Origin of the sequence: Rahnella victoriana, assembly GCF_021276285.1 — a bacterium.
Classification (GTDB): Bacteria; Pseudomonadota; Gammaproteobacteria; order Enterobacterales; family Enterobacteriaceae; genus Rahnella; species Rahnella victoriana.
Map to the genome: position 1 here is coordinate 4,411,423 of NZ_CP089919.1, position 18,217 is coordinate 4,429,639.

18 protein-coding genes are annotated in these 18,217 nt (G+C 57.9%); 12 read left to right on the forward strand and 6 right to left on the reverse strand.

The features are described from left to right. The first annotated feature begins 16 nt into the window (after positions 1 to 16). The 3 genes from J9880_RS20255 to J9880_RS20265 are packed head-to-tail and all read left to right on the forward strand — an operon-like array spanning position 17 to position 2,729. Positions 17 to 937: an ABC transporter permease gene (locus J9880_RS20255; protein ID WP_095921629.1), complete on the forward strand. Its 921-nt coding sequence runs from the start codon at positions 17 to 19 to the stop codon at positions 935 to 937. Next, positions 937 to 1,803, forward strand: a complete 867-nt coding sequence (locus J9880_RS20260) for an ABC transporter permease (RefSeq protein WP_095921628.1) — start codon at positions 937 to 939, stop codon at positions 1,801 to 1,803. Before J9880_RS20255 ends, J9880_RS20260 begins: the two co-directional genes overlap by 1 nt. After that, positions 1,800 to 2,729: an ROK family protein gene (locus J9880_RS20265; RefSeq protein WP_232769845.1), complete on the forward strand. Its 930-nt coding sequence runs from the start codon at positions 1,800 to 1,802 to the stop codon at positions 2,727 to 2,729. Before J9880_RS20260 ends, J9880_RS20265 begins: the two co-directional genes overlap by 4 nt. Positions 2,730 to 2,798: 69 nt before the next feature. On the opposite strand, the gene J9880_RS20270 is transcribed toward J9880_RS20265, so the two are convergent. After that, positions 2,799 to 3,368, reverse strand: a complete 570-nt coding sequence (locus J9880_RS20270; RefSeq protein WP_232769846.1) for a GNAT family N-acetyltransferase — start codon at positions 3,366 to 3,368, stop codon at positions 2,799 to 2,801. A 148-nt stretch (positions 3,369 to 3,516) separates the two neighbouring features. Between J9880_RS20270 and dapF the strand changes: the two genes are divergently transcribed. The 5 genes from dapF to aroQ all read left to right on the forward strand — a co-directional run bounded on the left by dapF (position 3,517) and on the right by aroQ (position 8,713). Further along, positions 3,517 to 4,356: a diaminopimelate epimerase gene (gene dapF, locus J9880_RS20275; protein ID WP_131693309.1), complete on the forward strand. Its 840-nt coding sequence runs from the start codon at positions 3,517 to 3,519 to the stop codon at positions 4,354 to 4,356. 324 nt (positions 4,357 to 4,680) lie between these two features. Beyond that, the gene (locus J9880_RS20280) at positions 4,681 to 6,060 is read left to right on the forward strand and encodes an MFS transporter (protein WP_232769847.1); all 1,380 of its coding nucleotides are present in this window, start codon (positions 4,681 to 4,683) and stop codon (positions 6,058 to 6,060) included. A gap of 104 nt (positions 6,061 to 6,164) precedes the next feature. Further along, positions 6,165 to 7,427, forward strand: coding sequence for a gallate dioxygenase (locus J9880_RS20285; protein WP_095921622.1), 1,263 nt, complete (start codon positions 6,165 to 6,167; stop codon positions 7,425 to 7,427). After that, complete coding sequence (locus J9880_RS20290) at positions 7,424 to 8,257, forward strand: amidohydrolase family protein (protein ID WP_095921621.1); 834 nt, start codon at positions 7,424 to 7,426, stop codon at positions 8,255 to 8,257. Before J9880_RS20285 ends, J9880_RS20290 begins: the two co-directional genes overlap by 4 nt. Before the next feature lie 15 nt (positions 8,258 to 8,272). Next, positions 8,273 to 8,713, forward strand: a complete 441-nt coding sequence (aroQ, locus tag J9880_RS20295) for a type II 3-dehydroquinate dehydratase (RefSeq protein WP_095921620.1) — start codon at positions 8,273 to 8,275, stop codon at positions 8,711 to 8,713. A gap of 432 nt (positions 8,714 to 9,145) precedes the next feature. Here the strand turns inward: aroQ and J9880_RS20300 are convergent, their stop codons facing one another. Next, positions 9,146 to 10,363 (reverse strand): LysR family transcriptional regulator, encoded by a 1,218-nt coding sequence (locus tag J9880_RS20300; protein WP_095921619.1) that lies wholly within the window; start codon positions 10,361 to 10,363, stop codon positions 9,146 to 9,148. Positions 10,364 to 10,513: 150 nt separating this feature from the next. Between J9880_RS20300 and galB the strand changes: the two genes are divergently transcribed. Genes galB through J9880_RS20320 form a run of 4 tightly spaced genes read left to right on the forward strand, consistent with a single transcriptional unit; the run spans position 10,514 to position 13,993 of the window. Further along, the gene (galB, locus tag J9880_RS20305; protein ID WP_232769848.1) at positions 10,514 to 11,260 is read left to right on the forward strand and encodes a 4-oxalmesaconate hydratase; all 747 of its coding nucleotides are present in this window, start codon (positions 10,514 to 10,516) and stop codon (positions 11,258 to 11,260) included. Then, positions 11,257 to 11,982, forward strand: a complete 726-nt coding sequence (locus J9880_RS20310) for a 4-carboxy-4-hydroxy-2-oxoadipate aldolase/oxaloacetate decarboxylase (RefSeq protein WP_119827390.1) — start codon at positions 11,257 to 11,259, stop codon at positions 11,980 to 11,982. The genes galB and J9880_RS20310 overlap by 4 nt, the downstream gene beginning before the upstream one ends. Positions 11,983 to 11,991: 9 nt before the next feature. Next, positions 11,992 to 13,116: a 4-oxalomesaconate tautomerase gene (locus tag J9880_RS20315; RefSeq protein WP_232769849.1), complete on the forward strand. Its 1,125-nt coding sequence runs from the start codon at positions 11,992 to 11,994 to the stop codon at positions 13,114 to 13,116. Next, positions 13,109 to 13,993, forward strand: a complete 885-nt coding sequence (locus J9880_RS20320) for a DUF1932 domain-containing protein (RefSeq protein WP_119827394.1) — start codon at positions 13,109 to 13,111, stop codon at positions 13,991 to 13,993. The genes J9880_RS20315 and J9880_RS20320 overlap by 8 nt, the downstream gene beginning before the upstream one ends. 253 nt (positions 13,994 to 14,246) lie before the next feature. On the opposite strand, the gene J9880_RS20325 is transcribed toward J9880_RS20320, so the two are convergent. The 4 genes from J9880_RS20325 to J9880_RS20340 are packed head-to-tail and all read right to left on the reverse strand — an operon-like array spanning position 14,247 to position 18,164. Next, the gene (locus tag J9880_RS20325) at positions 14,247 to 15,203 is read right to left on the reverse strand and encodes an oligopeptide/dipeptide ABC transporter ATP-binding protein (RefSeq protein WP_095921614.1); all 957 of its coding nucleotides are present in this window, start codon (positions 15,201 to 15,203) and stop codon (positions 14,247 to 14,249) included. Then, complete coding sequence (locus J9880_RS20330) at positions 15,203 to 16,231, reverse strand: ABC transporter ATP-binding protein (RefSeq protein WP_232769850.1); 1,029 nt, start codon at positions 16,229 to 16,231, stop codon at positions 15,203 to 15,205. The genes J9880_RS20325 and J9880_RS20330 overlap by 1 nt, the downstream gene beginning before the upstream one ends. 1 nt (position 16,232) lies before the next feature. Beyond that, positions 16,233 to 17,144 carry a D,D-dipeptide ABC transporter permease gene (gene ddpC / locus J9880_RS20335; RefSeq protein ID WP_232769851.1) on the reverse strand — a complete coding sequence of 304 codons (912 nt, stop codon included), beginning with the start codon at positions 17,142 to 17,144 and terminating at the stop codon, positions 16,233 to 16,235. Between the two features lie 3 nt (positions 17,145 to 17,147). After that, entirely contained in the window at positions 17,148 to 18,164 is a 1,017-nt protein-coding gene (locus J9880_RS20340) for an ABC transporter permease (protein ID WP_232769852.1), read from the reverse strand. Positions 18,165 to 18,217 lie beyond the last annotated feature (53 nt).

The window sequence follows — 18,217 nt, forward strand, 5'->3', positions numbered from 1 at the left end:
ACAGTGGAAAATAGCCATGAAAGCCTATCTTGCCAAAAAACTCATCGCCTTCCCGGTCATCCTGATCGGCGTGTCGATGCTGATTTTTGTGTCGATCCGCGCGCTGCCGGGGGATCCGGCGCGTCTGATGGCCGGGCCTGAAGCCACGCAGGAAGCCGTTGATGCCATGCGCGTTCGCCTCGGGTTAGATCAACCGCTGGTGACGCAATATCTGCATTTCGCCGGTAACGTGTTGCAGGGCAATCTCGGCGTCTCGTTGCAGTCGCAACAGCCGGTGACGCAGGAAATCGGCGAGCGGATGCCGTATACGCTGGCGCTGGCCATTCTGTCTTATTTTCTGGCGGTGGCGGTTGGCGTTCCGGCGGGCATGATAGGCGCGGTGTATCGCAACCGCTGGCCGGATTTTGGCGTGATGTTACTGGCGATTGCCGGGGCGTCGATCGCTAACTTCTGGCTGGGTCTGATGGCGATGAACACCTTCTCGGTAAATCTCGGCTGGCTGCCATTACTCGGTGCGACATCGTGGAAAAGCTACATTCTGCCTTCCGTCACGCTGGCGGTTTTACCGATGGCGGTGATGGCGCGCATGACGCGATCGAGCATGCTCGACGTGCTGTCGGAAGATTATATCCGCACCGCGCGCGCCAAAGGGTTATCCGCCACTACCGTCTATTGCAGCCATGCATTCCGCAATGCGCTGATCCCGATTGTCACCATTGTGGCGCTCAATTTCGGCAGCCTGATCGGTGGCGCGGTGGTCACCGAATCCGTCTTTAACTGGCCGGGTATCGGCCGCCTGCTGGTGGATTCCGTGCGCTATCGTGATTACCCGGTGATTCAGGGCGTGGCGCTGGTTGCCGTCTGCGGCGTGGTGGTAATGAACCTGCTCGGTGAATTACTGATTGCTTTCCTGAATCCAAAAATAAGGTTCGATTAATGTCTGCCATTATCACGCAATTACCCCGTCGCAAACCGCGCACGCTGCGGTTGTTCCGCTGGTTATGGCGTCATCCTGCCGTCACGACGGGCGGGTTTATCGTCAGCCTGATCGTGCTGTTGGGTTTGTTTGCACCGCTGATCGCCCGTCATGATCCCTACGCACAGGATCTGATTGATACCCTGCTTGCGCCGGGCGCCGACCACTGGTTTGGTACCGACGATTATGGCCGCGATATCTTTGCCCGCGTTATTTACGGTGCACGGATTTCGATTATCGAAGTGGTGCTGAGCGTCGGTCTGGCGATGATCATCGGCATTCCTTTGGGCATTATCGCCGGGATGGCGGGCCGTTATACCGACATGATCATCATGTGGTTTATGGACATGCTGTTTGCTTTCCCGGGCATCGTACTGGCTATTCTGGTGGTCAGTATTCTCGGCGGCGGACTGGTGAATTTACTGATCGCCATTTCACTGTTTGCCATACCGGTGTATGCCCGTCTGAGCCGTAACCTGACGCTGGGTTTAAAGCAGATGGAATACGTGGAAGCCGCGCAGGCGCTGGGTTTGTCGAATTACCGCATCATCGTGCATTACATTCTGCGCAATGCTATCGGGCCGATAATCGTGCAATCCACCCTGACCGCCGGCACGGTGATCCTCGCGGCGGCCAGCCTGTCATTTCTGGGGCTTGGCGTACAGCCGCCGATGCCGGAATGGGGTACCATGATGAGCGATGGCCGGAACTTCCTCGGCATAAATATTTACCTTTCGCTGTTCCCGGGTCTGGCCATTATGCTGACCGTGCTTGGTTTTAACGTACTGGGCGACGGGCTGCGAGATTTACTGGACACACGCTCATGAACTCTGCGGTTTTTTGCGCCGATATCGGCGGTTCTTTTATTAAATTTGGTGTTTCACGCCGTTCCGGCGAAGTGGAAGAATGTGGCAAAGTCCCGACACCCGTTGCCTCATGGCAGGAATTTGTCGGCGCAATGCAATATCTGATTGATACCTACGGCGCGGATTTACCGGCGGGGACTCCGCTGGCGATTTCCACCGCCGGTCTGGTGTCGCCGCAAACCGGTGAAATGCTGGCAACCAATATCCCCGCGTTTACCGGCCATTCACTGGCGAATGATCTGAGCGTAGCCCTTGAGCGCCCGGTCACTGCCGCCAATGACGCTGACTGTTTCGCTCTCGCCGAAGCGCATGCGGGTAATGCGCAACATCATTCCGTGGTCGCGGCGATTATTTTAGGCACCGGCGTCGGCGGCGGTCTGGTGATCAACGGCCAGCTGGTACGCGGCCACGGTGGCGTCACCGGCGAATGGGGACACGGTGCGATCACCCGCACGGAGCTGACCCTGGGCGGCAAACATTATGCCGTGCCACGCCTCAGATGCGGCTGCGGCCAGACCGGCTGCCTCGACATGCTCGGCGGCGCACGCGGCATGGAACGCCTGCATCAGCATTTCCACCGTCAGGAAAATACCAGTCTGGACATTGTGACCGGCTGGCTGAAGGGGCATCCCGACTGTGCGCTGACCGTGAATGCCTGGCTGGAACTGGTCGCCGAACCGCTGGCGCTGCTGATCAACATCCTCGGCCCTTCGCGGATCGTGGCAGGTGGCGGTCTGGCCTCGGCGAAAGAACTTATCGCGGCGCTGGATGAGAAAGTACGCGGCGGTGTGCTGCACACTTATACAGAACCGTTGCTGATACCGGGGAAATTTCTGACCGACGGCGGATTAGTAGGGGCATCGGTACTGGGGAGGATGGAGAGTTAGTTGTTTGCTCCTCCCCTGCAATAGCCGTACGGTTTTGGTTTCAACTCCTCCCCTTCGCAGGGGAGGGAGTCAGACCCGTTTTAGCCGATACAAGCAATGTTCCCGTAACCCGTGCCCCTCCTCCAGCGCCGGATGCATGAAGTTCTCTTTTGGATCACATGCCATACCGAGTTTTTTCATCACCGCCTGAGAACGGACATTCGGCAGCGCGGTAAAGGCCACAATTTCGTTTAGCCCCAGTTGGTTAAACCCGGCATCCAGCGCGGCGCGGGCGGCTTCAGTGCAATAACCTTGCCCCCATGTATCCGCCCTCAGGCGCCAGCCGATTTCGATACATGGCGTAAACGGCAAATCGTAACCCGGCGTATGTAACCCAACGAAACCAATGAACTCACTGGTTTCACGCAGCTCAACCGCCCAGATACCCCATCCGCGTTCTGTGATCAAATCCCGACAGCGGATCGCCATTTCATCGCTTTTTTCACGGGTCAGAACTGACGGGAAAAATTCCATCACTTGCTGATCTGCATTCATTGCAGCAAAAGGCCCGAAATCACTGTTTTGCCACTGACGAAGTATCAGACGCGGCGTGATGATATTCAGCGGCGGAACGGCCAGTGGAACACTAAATATGTCCATCAATAAGTCCTTGTTAATGGCGGGCTATCACGAACATCAGCTAAGCAGTTCGCACAGATAATTTTGAATTTACGTGCCGCTATTGAAACAGGCAAGATTTCCTATTAAAGCTATTCACATCAATTATAAATATTTGGGAAATACCACTATGATTTTTCACCGCTATCACGGACTGGGTAATGATTATCTGGTCTGCCATCACAGCGTCGCCGCCCTGCTCAGCAATCAGCAAATTCAGCGCGTCTGCGACCGCCATTACGGCATCGGTTCCGACGGTCTGCTGATCGACGACGACGGTGCTGACATTCCCTCCCTGCGCATTATTAATCCCGACGGTTCAGAAGCTGAGAAAAGCGGCAACGGTCTGCGTATTTACGCCCGCTATCTGTTTGATATCGGACGGGTCACGCATGAACCTTTTCTGGTGAACACGGCGGGCGGACAGGTGCGCTGCGAAGTCACCGAAGGTGCGCATCAGGTGATTGTGGATATGGGGCAGGCAAAATTCTCGCCAGCCGCGTTACCCGCTACGGTTGAAGGCGATGAAGCCCTCGCGTTACCGCTGGTGGCTGGCGGGCACAATCTCAGCGCAACGCTGGTGTCGATGGGCAATCCGCACTGTGTGATCCGGGTGGAAAAGCTGGATCTGGATCTGGTCAGGCAGCTCGGTGCTGAAATTGAAACGCTGGCGATTTTTCCGAAACGTACCAACGTGCAGTTCGCGCAAGTCATTGATCGCAATACTATCCGCATCGGCATCTGGGAACGGGGCGCGGGGTATACGCTGGCTTCCGGCAGCAGCAGTTGTGCGGCGGCCAGCGCCATGCGCAAACTCGGGCTGGTGGACGACACCGTTACCGTGCAGATGCCCGGCGGTGAACTCGCCATCCGTTTCAGCGGCGATTTTCAGGTCAACATGCGCGGGCCGGTGCAGAAAATCGCCACCCTTACCCTCGATAACGACTGTTTCCGGGATATGCCCGCATAGTCATTTCATGGTTTTATCCCCGCGAACGGATCTCCTCCTGCTAAACCTCTTCCCTGCGGCAGTCCCGCTGCCGCACTTTTTGAACAGCCCGTAATAAATAAAACTCATACCCGCATAATGATTTTATGGCAGACAGCGCGCTTTACAGCCCCTAAGTTGGTTATCAGGAAGCACAACAATGATTAACCAACTCATTGTTTAATAAATAAAATAATCTTAATAAAAACCCATCACTGCCGTATTTCGTGCTGCGCCGGTCAGTGAAATTTTCTTCAAAGTTTTAATCCGATCACATATTAATAAAAAAAACAGAGAGCGTACCCTATGAGCAACAACACCATCGTGGATGTCAAAACGTGGATAGACGAACGCCCGATATCGAAATATCAATGGGTGGTTCTGTCCCTGTGTTTCATCATCATCATGTTCGACGGATACGACGCCGCCGTCATGGGCTTTATCGCCCCGGCGCTGATCGAAGACTGGGGCATCAGCCGCGCGGAAATGGGGCCGATATTAGGCGCGGCGATGTTTGGTGTGGCGATCGGCGCACTGATTGCCGGGCCGAATGCGGACCGCTTTGGCCGTAAACGGGTGCTGATGTGGTCGATTTTGTGTTTCGCCCTGTTCAGCCTGCTGAGCACCTTTGCCCGCACGCCGATGGAAATGGCAATTCTGCGTTTTCTCACCGGCCTCGGCTTAGGCGCGGTGATGCCCAATACCGTCACGCTGGTGTCGGAATATATGCCCGAACGCCGCCGCAGCCTGATGATCACCGTGATGTACAGCGGCTTTAACGTGGGTTCCGGTGCGGGCGGTTTTGTCGCCGCCGGTCTGCTGCCGCATTTCGGCTGGAAAGCGGTGATTTTTGCCGGCGGGATTGTGCCGTTACTGATGTTGCCGATGCTGCTGTGGATCCTGCCGGAGTCGGCGATGTACATGGTGGTGCGCGATGTGGCGAAAGAGAAAATCGCCAAAGTGCTGACGCGCGCCGGTGGCGTGTTCAGTGAAGGCACCAAATTCGTGCTCAAGGCACCGGTGATTCAGAAGAAAGCCAAAGTCTTCCAGTTATTCACCAACGGCTACGCCAAAGGCACGATTGTGCTGTGGGTCACTTACTTTATGGGGCTGTTCGTGATTTACCTGCTGAACGGCTGGCTGCCGACCATCATGCGCAACGGCGGTTTCTCGCTGGAGCGTGCGGCCATCGTCGCCGGTTTGTTCCAGTTAGGCGGCACGTTCGGCGGCCTGATGGTTGGCGGGCTGATGGACCGATTCACCGCCAAACGGGTGATTGCCGGTTTCTACATGATGGGCATGGTCAGCCTGCTGTCACAGGGCATCGGCAACTTCGGCCCGGATGTTCTTGCCCTGCTGGTGTTCATCAGCGGCGTCTGCATTAACGGCGCGCAAACCGGTTTGCAGGCATTTTCCCCGGCCTTTTACCCGACAGAAATGCGTGCCACCGGCGTGTGCTGGATGCACGGCATCGGGCGCAGCGGTGCCATCATCAGCTCGTCCATGGGCGGGATCCTGCTGGGCATTTTCTCCGGCGAAAACATGATCTTTATTATTCTGGCCCTGCCTGCGTTGCTGGCTGGCCTGAGCATCCTTTTACACCGTGCGGCACACCCGGCCGAGATGATCAAAGGCGTTGATATTACTGACATCCCGGAGTTGTCGCGCACCATGAATATCCGCTAATCTCCGGATTAGCCTCCTAATAATTAGAAACCTGTTCATCAACATAAAAATCATGACGCGGTGACAGCACCGCGATTACCCTACAAAAGTATTGAGGATTTAAGATGGCGAAAATCATTGGCGGTTTAGCGGTTTCACATACCCCGACTATCGGTTTTGCGGTTGACCATAACAAGCAGGAAGAAAGCGCCTGGGCACCGATTTTCGAGAGTTTCGCACCGATGCAAAAATGGCTCGAGGAAAAGAAACCCGACGCGCTGGTCTACATTTTTAACGACCATGTGACCTCGTTCTTTTTCGACCACTATTCGGCGTTTACCTTAGGGATCGACGAGCAGTATGAAGTGGCTGACGAAGGCGGTGGTCCGCGCGATCTGCCTGCGGTCAAAGGCCATGCGGCGCTGTCTCAGCATATCGGTGCCAGCCTGATGGCGGACGAATTCGATATGTCCTTCTTCCAGGATAAGCCGCTGGATCACGGTTTGTTCTCCCCGCTTTCCGCCCTGTTACCGCACGAAGGCGGCTGGCCGACGCAGATCGTCCCGCTGCAAATCGGCGTGTTGCAGTTCCCTATTCCGACCGCCCGTCGTTGCTACAAACTCGGGCAGGCATTGCGCCGGGCGATTGAAAGTTTTCCGGAAGATCTGAACGTGGCGATTGTCGCGACCGGCGGTGTGTCGCATCAGGTTCACGGCGAACGCTGCGGCTTTAACAACCCGGACTGGGATGAGCAGTTTGTCGATATGATCGTCAACGACCCGGAACGTCTCACAGAAATGACGCTGGCGGAATTTGCCACATCAGGCGGTATGGAAGGCGCGGAAGTGATCATGTGGCTGGTGATGCGCGGGGCGCTGTCGGCCAATGTGAAGAAACTGCATCAGGCGTATTACCTGCCGTCGATGACCGGCATTGCCACGCTGATCCTCGAGAACCAGTCACGCGAAGCGCCGTATGACGTGCAGCAGCGCCAGCGTGACAAAATCGCGCAACAGATGGCGGGCGTCGAAAAGCTGCCGGGCACCTATCCGTTCACGCAGGCACGCAGCCTGAAAGCACTGCGCATTAACCGTTTCCTGCACCGCCTGATCCAGCCTGCGTGGCGCGCGCGTTTCCTTACCGATCAGCACGCGCTGTTTGCCGAAAACAAGCTGACCGAAGAGGAACAACAACTTCTGCGCGAACTCGACTGGCGCGGCATGATCCATTACGGCGTCAGCTTCTTCCTGCTGGAAAAACTGGGCGCGGTGGTCGGTGTCTCCAACTTACATATTTATTCCGCGATGCGCGGCGAAACGCTGGAAGAATTCCAGAAAACCCGCAATCAACAAGTTCTCTATTCAGTAGCAGGTAAAGCGAAAGCATGACGATTTTTGAGCAACCCAAGATCGACACACATCATCACGTGTTTGATCCGGCGCGCTTCCCGTACCTTCCGGACACGCCTTATCGTCCGGAAGGGCACGAGATTGGCACCACCGATTATTACCGCGCCGTAATGCAGGCGTACAACATCCGCCATTCGCTGATTGTCGGCCCGACGTCGGGTTATAACACCGACAGCTCGTGTCTGCTGGATGCGCTGGCAAAAGGCAACGGACGTTTCAAAGGCATCGCCGTGGTGCCTTTTGATATCAGCACTGAACGGCTCGCCAGTCTCAAACAGGCCGGTGTGGTCGGCATTGCCATGAATGTGGCGATGCTGGGTACGACGCCCTTTCTGCATCTTGACGACCTGATGGGGAGACTGGCCGAACTCGATATGTTCGCCGCCATTCAGGTGCAGGACGATCAGCTGCTGGCGTTATTGCCGCTGATTAACCGCACCAAAACGCGGCTGCTGATTGATCACTCCGGGCGTCCGGATGTCACACAGGGCCTGCATCAGCCTGCTTTTCAGGCACTGCTCAACCTTGCCAGCCAGCAACGCACCTGGGTGAAACTCTCGGGCCTGGCGAAATTCAGCCGCCAGCCTTTCCCTTATCAGGACGGTCACGCCTATCAGCATGCCCTGCTCGACGCCTTTGGTGCAGAGCATTGCCTGTGGGGATCCGACTGGCCGTTTCTGCGCGCAGAGCACCGGATGGATCTCGGCACGCTGCTGATGCTGGTTGAACAATTATTCCCTGACGAAAAAGTCCGCCAGCAGATTTTGTGGCAGACACCGAAAGATTTGTTTGGATTTACGGATTATTAAAAAAGGATGGCACCGATGAACTACAACATTGCCGTATTTAACGGCCCGAACCTGAACCTGCTGGGCACCCGCGAACCGGAAACCTACGGCCACGACACGCTGGCAACCATTGAAAAGCTGTGCCGTCAGACCGGCGAAAGCTGCGGCGCAAAAATCGAGTTCTTTCAGACCAATCACGAAGGCGATCTGATTGACCGCATTCAGGCCTGCCGTGGCACAGTGGATGCCATTGTCCTCAACGCCGCGGCCTGGACGCACACCTCCGTCGCCCTCCGTGACGCGGTGACTGCCGTCAGCCTGCCGCTGTACGAAGTGCACATCACCAACGTGCATAAACGCGACGCCTTCCGTCACCACTCATTTCTCTCCGATGTTTCCGTCGGCGTGATCTGCGGGTTCGGTATTCAGGGCTACGAGTACGCGATCAGACAGGCAGTGGTGAATTTGAATAAGTGATTAACACCCTCAACTGCGCAGGGGGAGGAGCTAAAGCAAAAGCCCAGAGCGTGGCACAATCGGCTCCCTCCCCTGCGAAGGGGAGGGTTGGGGTGGGGTATTACAGTAAAATCATGAAGTTGATGTTTTCGCAGGCAGTGGTTTTGTCATTAAAACCCCCTCCCCGCCTCCCCCTTCGCAGGGGGAGGAGCTAAAGCAAAAGCCCGAAGTATGGCACAATCGGCTCCCTCCCCTGCGAAGGGGAGGGTTGGGGTGGGGTATTACAGTAAAATCAATAAGTTGACGTTTCCGCAGGCAGTGGTTTTGTCATTAAAACCCCCTCCCCGCCTCCCCCTTCGCAGGGGGAGGAGCTAAAGCAAAAGCCCAAAGTGTGGCTCAATCTGCTCCCTTCCCAGTGAAGGAGAGGAGCAAAGGCAAAACCCGGCGATGGTATTATTGAGCGCACACCTTCCGAATTTCAGCCACCAGCGCGTGTGCGGCGGGTGACAGCAAACTCCCGGCACGGAATGTCAGGCCGATGGCGCGATGCGTATCGGCCAGTTCCAGCGGCAGTTTCACCAGTTCACCGGATTCAAGTTCATGCTCGAGCTGACGCGCGGATACCGCCGCCAGCATGTCTGAACCGAGCAGCAAGCCGCGCACAATCCCCAAATCGCCGCTTTCCACCACCGGATCCGGCGGCGGCATATTCATCGCCGCAAAGCTGTTATCCAGCAGACGTCGGGCTGGCGTTTCCGCACGCGGCAGGACCCAGCGCGCTTCGCGCAGATGTTCCTGCGTGACGGTTTCTGCCAGCAGCGGATGGCCTTTTCGCGCCAGAATCACCATGCTTTCGGTAAACAACGTTTCGGTTGTCATGTCCGCCGCGTAATCGCTGGAACGCAGCGCGCCGAAAATAAAGTCCACTTCGCCGGATCGCAGTTCGGATGCCAGCGCACTGAAAGCACTTTCATTGGTCACCACTTTGACGCCGTTATACCGCTGCGTCAGGCCGATAATCGCCTGCGGCAGTAAGCGTGTGCGTCCGAGCGGCAACGCCCCGACCTGAACCGTACCTTCCAGCACGCCGCGACGGGCAGCAATATCCGCAGGAATATGACGCAGTTCGTTGAGCGCACGGCGCAGGTTCGGCACGATATCCTGCCCCGCCAGCGACGGCATCATGCCATGCGGTGTGCGCTCCAGCAGCGCGACACCGGCACCGTTTTCCAGCACCTTCAGCGCGGCACTGACCGCGGGCTGGCTAAGGCCCAGCAGCGTGGCGACGGTTTGCATATGCCGCGTTTTGCACAGGGAGATAAAAATTTGCAGCCGCCGGACGTTAAACAGATACAAGGGTTCGGTATCGCCGCGCCGTTGCCCGCTTTTGCCCTGTAATTTCGCCAGCTGCGACGGGATCTGCCGCAGCTCGGCAATCGCCCGCCGTGCGCGGGGCAGCACGCATTTACCGAAATCCGTCAGCAACATGCCGTTGGCATGGCGCTCAAACAGCGGGACATCCAGAAACTGCTCCAGATCGCGGATCGCCCGCGTCACCGCCGACTGCGTGCGATAGAGTTCATCTGCCGCGCGCGACACACTCCCCTGATCGACCACCTGACAAAAAGCCCGTATTTGCATCAGGTTACTCAGCATCTCATCCTGCGCCATCCCCTTCTCCCTTCTGGTTTTTTTGCGTGACGTCCCCCCGCAATATAAATAAAACGCATACCCCGTGCAATCAAATGAATTACCCGCCGCAGGCTGAGGCTGACAGCATGGAACTCAGACATTTTGAGAACAAAAACCAAGGACATCCTCATGACTCAGCCAAAAAAAGAGAACGCCAAAAGTGCATTAGTCGTCAGTGCCCACTCCGCCGATTTCGTCTGGCGCGCGGGCGGTGCCATCGCCAAACATACACAGGCCGGTTATGCCGTGCACATCGTTTGCCTGTCATTTGGTGAACGCGGTGAATCCGCAAAATTGTGGCGCAAGGGCAACATGACCGAAGAGATTGTCAAAGCATCACGCCGTGAAGAAGCCATGGCGGCCGCAGAAATCCTGGGTGCCACTGTCGAGTTCTTCGATATGGGCGATTATCCGCTGCGTGCCGACAAAGAATCGCTGTTCCGTCTGGCGGACGTTTACCGCCGCGTGCAGCCGCATTTCGTGCTGACCCATTCTTTGAAAGACCCGTACAACTACGATCACCCGATGGCGACCCATCTGGCGCAGGAAGCCCGCATCATTGGGCAGGCGGAAGGTTACCGGCCGGGCGAAACTATCGTCGGCGCGCCGCCGGTTTACTGTTTTGAGCCGCATCAGCCGGAACAATGTGAGTGGAAACCCGACGTGCTGCTCGATATCACTGACGTCTGGGACAAAAAATACCAGGCCATTCAGTGCATGGCCGGTCAGGAACATTTGTGGGAATACTACACCCGCGTCGCCCAGCAGCGCGGCGTGCAGGCCAAACGTAATGTCGGGATCACCAGCGCCAAAAATATCGTTTACGGCGAAGGCTATCAGAGCATCTTCCCGCGTGTAACGGAGGATTTAGCATGAGTCTGGTCGGCAAAAAAGGCGTCGTGGTTCGCCATATCCCACGGGCAGATAAAACCGACGTATCGGCGCTGGCGGCTTTTGGCGTGGCGACGGTGCATGAAGCGCAGGGGCGCAAAGGTTTGCTGGATGCCGGTATCCGTCCGATCCAGCAGGATTGTGCGATTTCCGGCAGCGCCGTCACCGTGCTGACGGCACCGGGCGATAACTGGATGTTCCACGTCTCGGTGGAACAGTGTCAGCCGGGCGACATTCTGGTGGTCGCGCCGACCTCGCCGTGTTCCGACGGCTTCTTCGGTGATTTGCTGGCAACCTCGCTGAAAGCGCGCGGCGTGGTCGGGCTGGTGGCCGATCTCGGCGTGCGTGATACCAAAACACTGCGCGATATGGGTTTCCGCGTCTGGTCACGGGCGGTTCATGCGCAGGGCACCATCAAGGAAACGCTCGGCTCCGTGAACGTGCCGGTGGTCTGTGCCGGACAGCTGGTGTATCCGGGCGATGCCATCGTGGCCGATGATGACGGCGTGGTGGTGGTACGCCGCGAAGAGGTGGCGCAGGTGGTCCAGGCCAGCCGCGAGCGGGAAGCGCTGGAAGAAGGTAAGCGGGCCAGAATGGCCGACGGCGAACTGGGGCTGGATATCTACAACATGCGCCCGCGTCTGGCAGAAAAAGGTCTGACGTATTTCGATTCGACCGAAGAACTGGAACAGGCCGAAAAACGCTGAGGAGCTGATATGCCACAGACCCGAATTCCCTGCCTGCTGATGCGCGGCGGCACCTCAAAAGGCGCGTTCTTTCTGGCGGACGATTTACCGCAAGACGACATTCTGCGCGACCGCGTGCTGCTGGCGGTGATGGGATCGCCTGACCCGCGCCAGATTGACGGCCTCGGTGGTGCCGATCCGCTGACCAGCAAGGTGGCGATTATCCGCCCTTCCGCCCGTGCGGATGCCGACGTCGATTATCTTTTTGCGCAGGTTAACGTCGATAACGCGGGGGTGGATTACGGGCAAAACTGCGGCAATATTCTGGCGGCTGTCGGTCCGTTCGCCCTCGAACGGCAGTTAATCCGCCCGCAGGAAGGCATCACGCCGGTACGGATTTTTATGGAAAACACCGGTCAGATGGCGACGGCTTATGTGCCGGTGCAGGACGGTGAGGTGTGCTATCAGGGCGATTTACGCATTGATGGCGTACCGGGCACCGCCGCCAAAATCAGCGTGGAATTTGCCGATATCGCCGGTTCCAGTTGCGGCGCATTGCTGCCGACCGGCAATCCACGCGATACCTTCGACGGCATCGGGGTGACCTGCATCGACAACGGCATGCCGGTGGTGTTGCTGCGCGCCGCCGATGTGGGCCGCAGCGGTTATGAAACCCGTGAACAACTTGATGCCGATACGGAACTGAAAAAACGCCTCGAATCTATTCGCTTGCAGGCCGGGCCAAAAATGAATCTCGGCGATGTCACGCAGCGCTCTGTGCCGAAAATGACGCTGATTGCCGAACCGCGAAACGGCGGTGCCATTTCCAGCCGGACATTCATTCCGCACCGCTGTCACGCTTCCATCGGCGTGCTGGGCGCGGTCAGTGTCGCCAGCGCCTGCCTGATCCCCGGCAGCATCACCGACGGGCTGGCACATACGCCTTCCGGCAATACGCCGTTACTCAGCGTCGAACATCCGACCGGCGAATTCAGCGTGGAATTACAACTCGATCCGACCCGGACCGGTGCAGAACGACTGGCAGGCTGCGCACTGTTACGCACCGCGCGGCTGATTTTTGATGGCCGTGTCGCCATCCCCGCCAGCGTCTGGAACGGACATCAGGACGATCAACAGGGATCTCATCATGAATAACATCACCCGCATTACCCTCATCGGCCTCGGCGAAGTGGGCACTATCCTCGCCACCGACCTTAAACAGCACCATCCGGCACTGGAGATTGTGGCGTTTGATAAGCAGACGGACAGCGACGTCATTCGCCAGCGCGCCCGCGCCGCCGGTGTCCGCTTTGCGGAGTCCGTGCAGGAAGCGACAGAGGGCAGCCTGATCATCTTTTCTGCTGTCACCGCCGCAGAATCCCTGAACGTCGCCACCGCCGTCGCGCAGCACATCGGCCCGCAGCAGTTGTTTCTCGATCTGAATTCGGTCTCGCCGCACACCAAACGCGCCGCCATGGCAGAAATCGAACAGGCGGGCGGTAACTACATTGACGTCGCCGTGATGGCCCCCTATCCGCCAGCCCGTCTGAAAACCCCGTTGTTGCTGGGTGGCATCCATGCCCGCGCCGTCAGCGAATGGCTTAACGAGCAGGGATTTAACAGCAAGGTTCACAGCAACGTGGTCGGCGAGGCGTCGGCGATCAAAATGTGTCGCAGCGTGATGATCAAAGGGCTGGAAGCGCTGACTGCCGAATGCCTGAGCGCGGCGCGTCAGTACGGCGTAGAAAATGAAGTGCTCGCCTCGCTGCACGCCAGCTTTCCGTCACTGGGCTGGGATGCGCAATTTCCGCATTACCTGATCAGCCGCATCGCCGAACACGGCAAACGCCGCGCCGAGGAAATGCGCGAAGTGGTGAAAACGCTGGAAGACGTCGGCGTCGCCCCGGATATGAGTTCCGGCACGGTGCTGGCCCAGCAAGGGCTGGTGGATGCGCTGGCCGCGAAGGGCCTCAGGTATTCGGATCTGGAGCCGTTTGACTGGGGGAAAACAGTGGATCTTTTACGAAAATAAGTTGTCCCTTGCTCACCTGAGCGGAGGAGAAAACCGGTCAACTCCCTCCCCTGCGAAGGGGAGGGCCGGGGTGGGGTATTACAGAAAAATCAGAATGTTGAAGTTTGCTTTGGGACGTTTTTACCTGGTGGATACTTCAATAATCGTTTCGCCTTTCATACCCCCTCCCCGCCTCCCCCTTCGCAGGGGGAGGAGCTAAAACCAAAGCCGAATACCGTTCGATCCGTTCCGTGCGAAAGGGAGGAGCTAAAAACTATGCCCGCTCCGGCATAACCCGATGACACCTCGCTACCACTCCACCTGCCCCGCAGACCAGTTCCTGCGGCATCTGGCAGCCGTCACCTGCCAGCGGGCAACGTTCGCGGAAATAACATCCCATCGGCAGGTTGCGGTTGCCGGGTAATTCACCTTTTTTATCCACGATCCCCTCATCAAGCTGACGTCCGGCGCGGGGCACAGAATCCAGCAGCAGACGGGTATAGGGATGTTGCGGTTCGGACAGGACTTTTTCCGCTGCGCCCAGCTCAACGATTTGCCCCAGATACATCACGGCCACGCGGTCACTCATGTGGCGCACAACAGACACGTTATGGGAAATCAGCACGAAGGTCAGGTTGCGCTGGCGTTGCAGTTCTACCAGTAAATTGAGGATTTGCGCCTGCACCGAGATATCCAGCGCCGAGGTCGGTTCATCGAGCACGATGATGTCCGGTTCGGAAGACAAGGCGCGGGCGATGGAAATACGCTGGCGCTGACCGCCGGAGAATTCATGTGGCAGACGGTCAAGGTATTCTTTGCGGATCCCCACCTGTTCCGCCAGCGTCGCAGCCAGTTCGCGGCGTTCGCGGCTGCTGTTGTGTTTCTGCACAAACACCGGTTCGGTGATGATTCGCCAGACCGGCAGACGCGGATCCAGCGACGACTGCGGATCCTGAAACACCATTTGCATGCCTGAACCGAACCAGGAATTGTCATGCCGCGCGCGGTGCACTTCTCCGCTGCTCGGCTTCTGTAAGCCCATCAGCAACTGCGCCAGCGTACTTTTCCCGCAACCGGATTCCCCGACAATGCCTAACGTTTCGCCGCGAATAATATTCAGATCCAGCCCGTTCAGCGCGTGCACATAACTGGTCGGTTTACCGCGCCAGTTATAGCTTGCGGGGAAGCGGACGCGCACATCCTGCAGTTCAACCAGGGCTTCTGCCATCATCAGGAATGCTCCTCAATACGTTGAATGTGGATCTCACCGGCATGGCGTTGCGGATGCCAGCAGGCCACCGATTGCTGCGGGAAATGCGGCAGCGGGGCCAGCGCCGGTGTCTGTATGCACTGGTCATCGGCATGATGGCAACGCCCGCGAAACGCACAACCCTGCGGCAGTTTTGCCAGATTCGGCACCGTGCCGGGAATGGCTTTCAGCAGGCTGCGCGGCTCGCCGTTCTCCGGCGCGGCCTGTAATAATCCGATGGAATACGGATGCGACGGCGTGTCGATCACATCCGTCGTATTGCCGCTTTCAATCACATGCCCGGCGTACATCACGTACACCCGGTCGCACAGCTGGGACACCACCGCCATGTCATGCGTGATAAATAAAACGGCGGTGCCGCTGGCCCGGGCCTTGCGCTGGAGTAAACGCAGCACCTGACGCTGCACGGTGACATCCAGCGCCGTGGTCGGTTCGTCGGCGATAATCAGTTCCGGTTCACAGGAAAACGCCATGGCGATCAGGACGCGCTGACGCATACCGCCGGACAGTTCGAACGGATAGCGCGACATCACCTGCTCCGCATCGGCGATCTGCATGTCCTGCAACAGGCCGATGGCTTTTTGCCATGCCTGCGCCTTGTTCAGTTTCTGATGCAGACAGATGACTTCACACATCTGACGGCCAATTTTGCGCGTCGGATTCAGGGCATTCATCGGCTCCTGAAAAATCATCGCCACACGCGCGCCGCGCAGGCTACGCATCTGGTCTTCCGTGGCGTTAACCACGTCGGTGCCGAGCAGCCGTAACGCGCCGCCGGTCACGGTAAACCCGTCGGGCGGCAACAGACGCATCGCCATCATGGCCGTGACCGATTTGCCCGAGCCGGATTCGCCGACCACGCCGACGATTTCTCCGGCGCTGACGGTCAGCGACACCTGATTCAGCGCCTTCACTTCACCGCCGTACACCGGAAAGACCAGTTGCAGATGGTCAATTTCCAGTACCGGCGCGGGGGGTTGTTCCGTCATTTCAGCGCCCTCTGCTTTTCGGATCCAGCAGGTCGCGCAGACCGTCGCCGAACAGGTTAAAACCGGTGGCGGTGATCAGAATCGCCACGCCGGGAAAGGCGGAATACCACCATTGATCGAGAATGTAATTGCGGCCGTTGGACACCATCGCGCCCCACTCGGCGGTCGGTTGTTGCGCGCCAAGGCCGATAAAACCTAAGGTCGCGGCCATCAGAATCGACGTACCGATGTCCAGCGACGCCTGCACCACCAGCGGCGGCATCACATTACGCAGTACGTGCCAGGTGATGAGATGCCAGCGGGATGCGCCGAACGTCCGCGTGGCCTGCATATAAGCCTGATAGCGCAGCATCAGCGTCTGGCCGCGCGCCAGCCGGACATAAAACGGAATGCGCACCACGGCAATGGCCAGCATGGCGTTAAACAGACTCGGCCCGAGCGCGGCGGCCAGCGCCATCGTTAAGACCAGCGACGGCACCGACAGCATGATATCCATGCAGCGCATAATCAGGGCGTCGACCATCCCGCCGACCACGCCGGAAAAGCAGCCGAGCAGCGAACCTATCGTCCCCGCGATGATCACCACCGCCAGCCCGGCGGCCACGGATTGCTGGCTGCCAATCAGCACGCGGCTGAACAGGTCCCGTCCGACTTCATCGGTGCCAAACCAGTGCAGCGCGGAAGGTGCCTGCAGGCGGTCGGTCAGGTTGATGGCGTTCGGATCGTGCGGCACCAGCCACGGCGAAAAGATCATGATGAAAAGCACGATCAACATGATCGCCAGCCCCAGCAGGGTCAGCGGGCTGCGGCTCAGTAAATGGAAGGTGCGCCGCCCGTTGGCGAAACGCGGTTTGACGTCCGGGGCCACGATGTCGGCCCGATGATTATTGACGCCCGGTTCAATCACAGACATGCCTCACCCCTCACGGCCAATGCGCGGATCGATCCACACATACAGTAAATCCACACATAAATTAACGATGACGTAAGCGAACGACACCACCACCGCAAACCCCATCACCGCCGGAAAATCCAGCGCCTGAATGGAGTTCACCACGTACGCGCCCATGCCCGGCCAGGCAAAGACGGTTTCGGTCAGCACCGCGCCGTAAAGTAAGTCGCCCATCGCCAGCCCGAGCACGGTGACCGACGGGATCAGCGCATTCGGCAAGGCTTGACTCAGGATCACCCGCCAGCGCGACAACCCGTTAGCCCGCGCCGTACGGATATAGTCTTCATTCAGTTGCTCGAGCATTGCCGAGCGGATCTGTCGCGCCACAATGCCCATATGCACAAACGCCAGGGTCAGCGCAGGCATCGCCAGATGTTGCAGGCTGTTCCAGAAGGCCTCCCAATTACCGGTCAGCAGGGAATCGAGGACGTAAAAACCGGTGATATTGGCCGGCGGATCCATCCAGTCATCCAGTCTTCCGCCGCCCGGCAGCAGGTTCAGATGGCCGTAGAACAGAATGATGACGCCCAGCCCCAGCCAGAACGCCGGGGTGGAAATGCCCAGAACGGAAAGCAGACGCACCAGATGATCCGGGAATTTATTGCGATACACGGCCGACAGCACGCCCAGCGGAATGCCGAACACAATCGCCAGACACAACGCGCTGACCGCCAGTTCTAATGTCGCCGGGAAGAAGGCTTTCAGGTCTTCCAGCACCGGACGCCCGGTACGGATTGACGTGCCCAAATCGCCGTGCAGCAAATCGCTGACATAACGGAAAAACTGCACGTACAGCGGCTGGTTCAGCCCCAGTTGTTCACGGATATGTTCGACCATTTCATTGCTTGCACGATCGCCCGCCAGCAACCGCGCCGGGTCGCCGGGGATCATATGCGAGATGATAAAAGTGATAACGCAAACGCCCGCCATCACCAGAATCAGCCCCCAGCAGCGTTGTCGGATCAAAGTCCAAAAAGTCATAGTGTTTTTCCCCGTAAACCCCTTTAATTTCGAAAAGGGGTTTCGTGAATGAT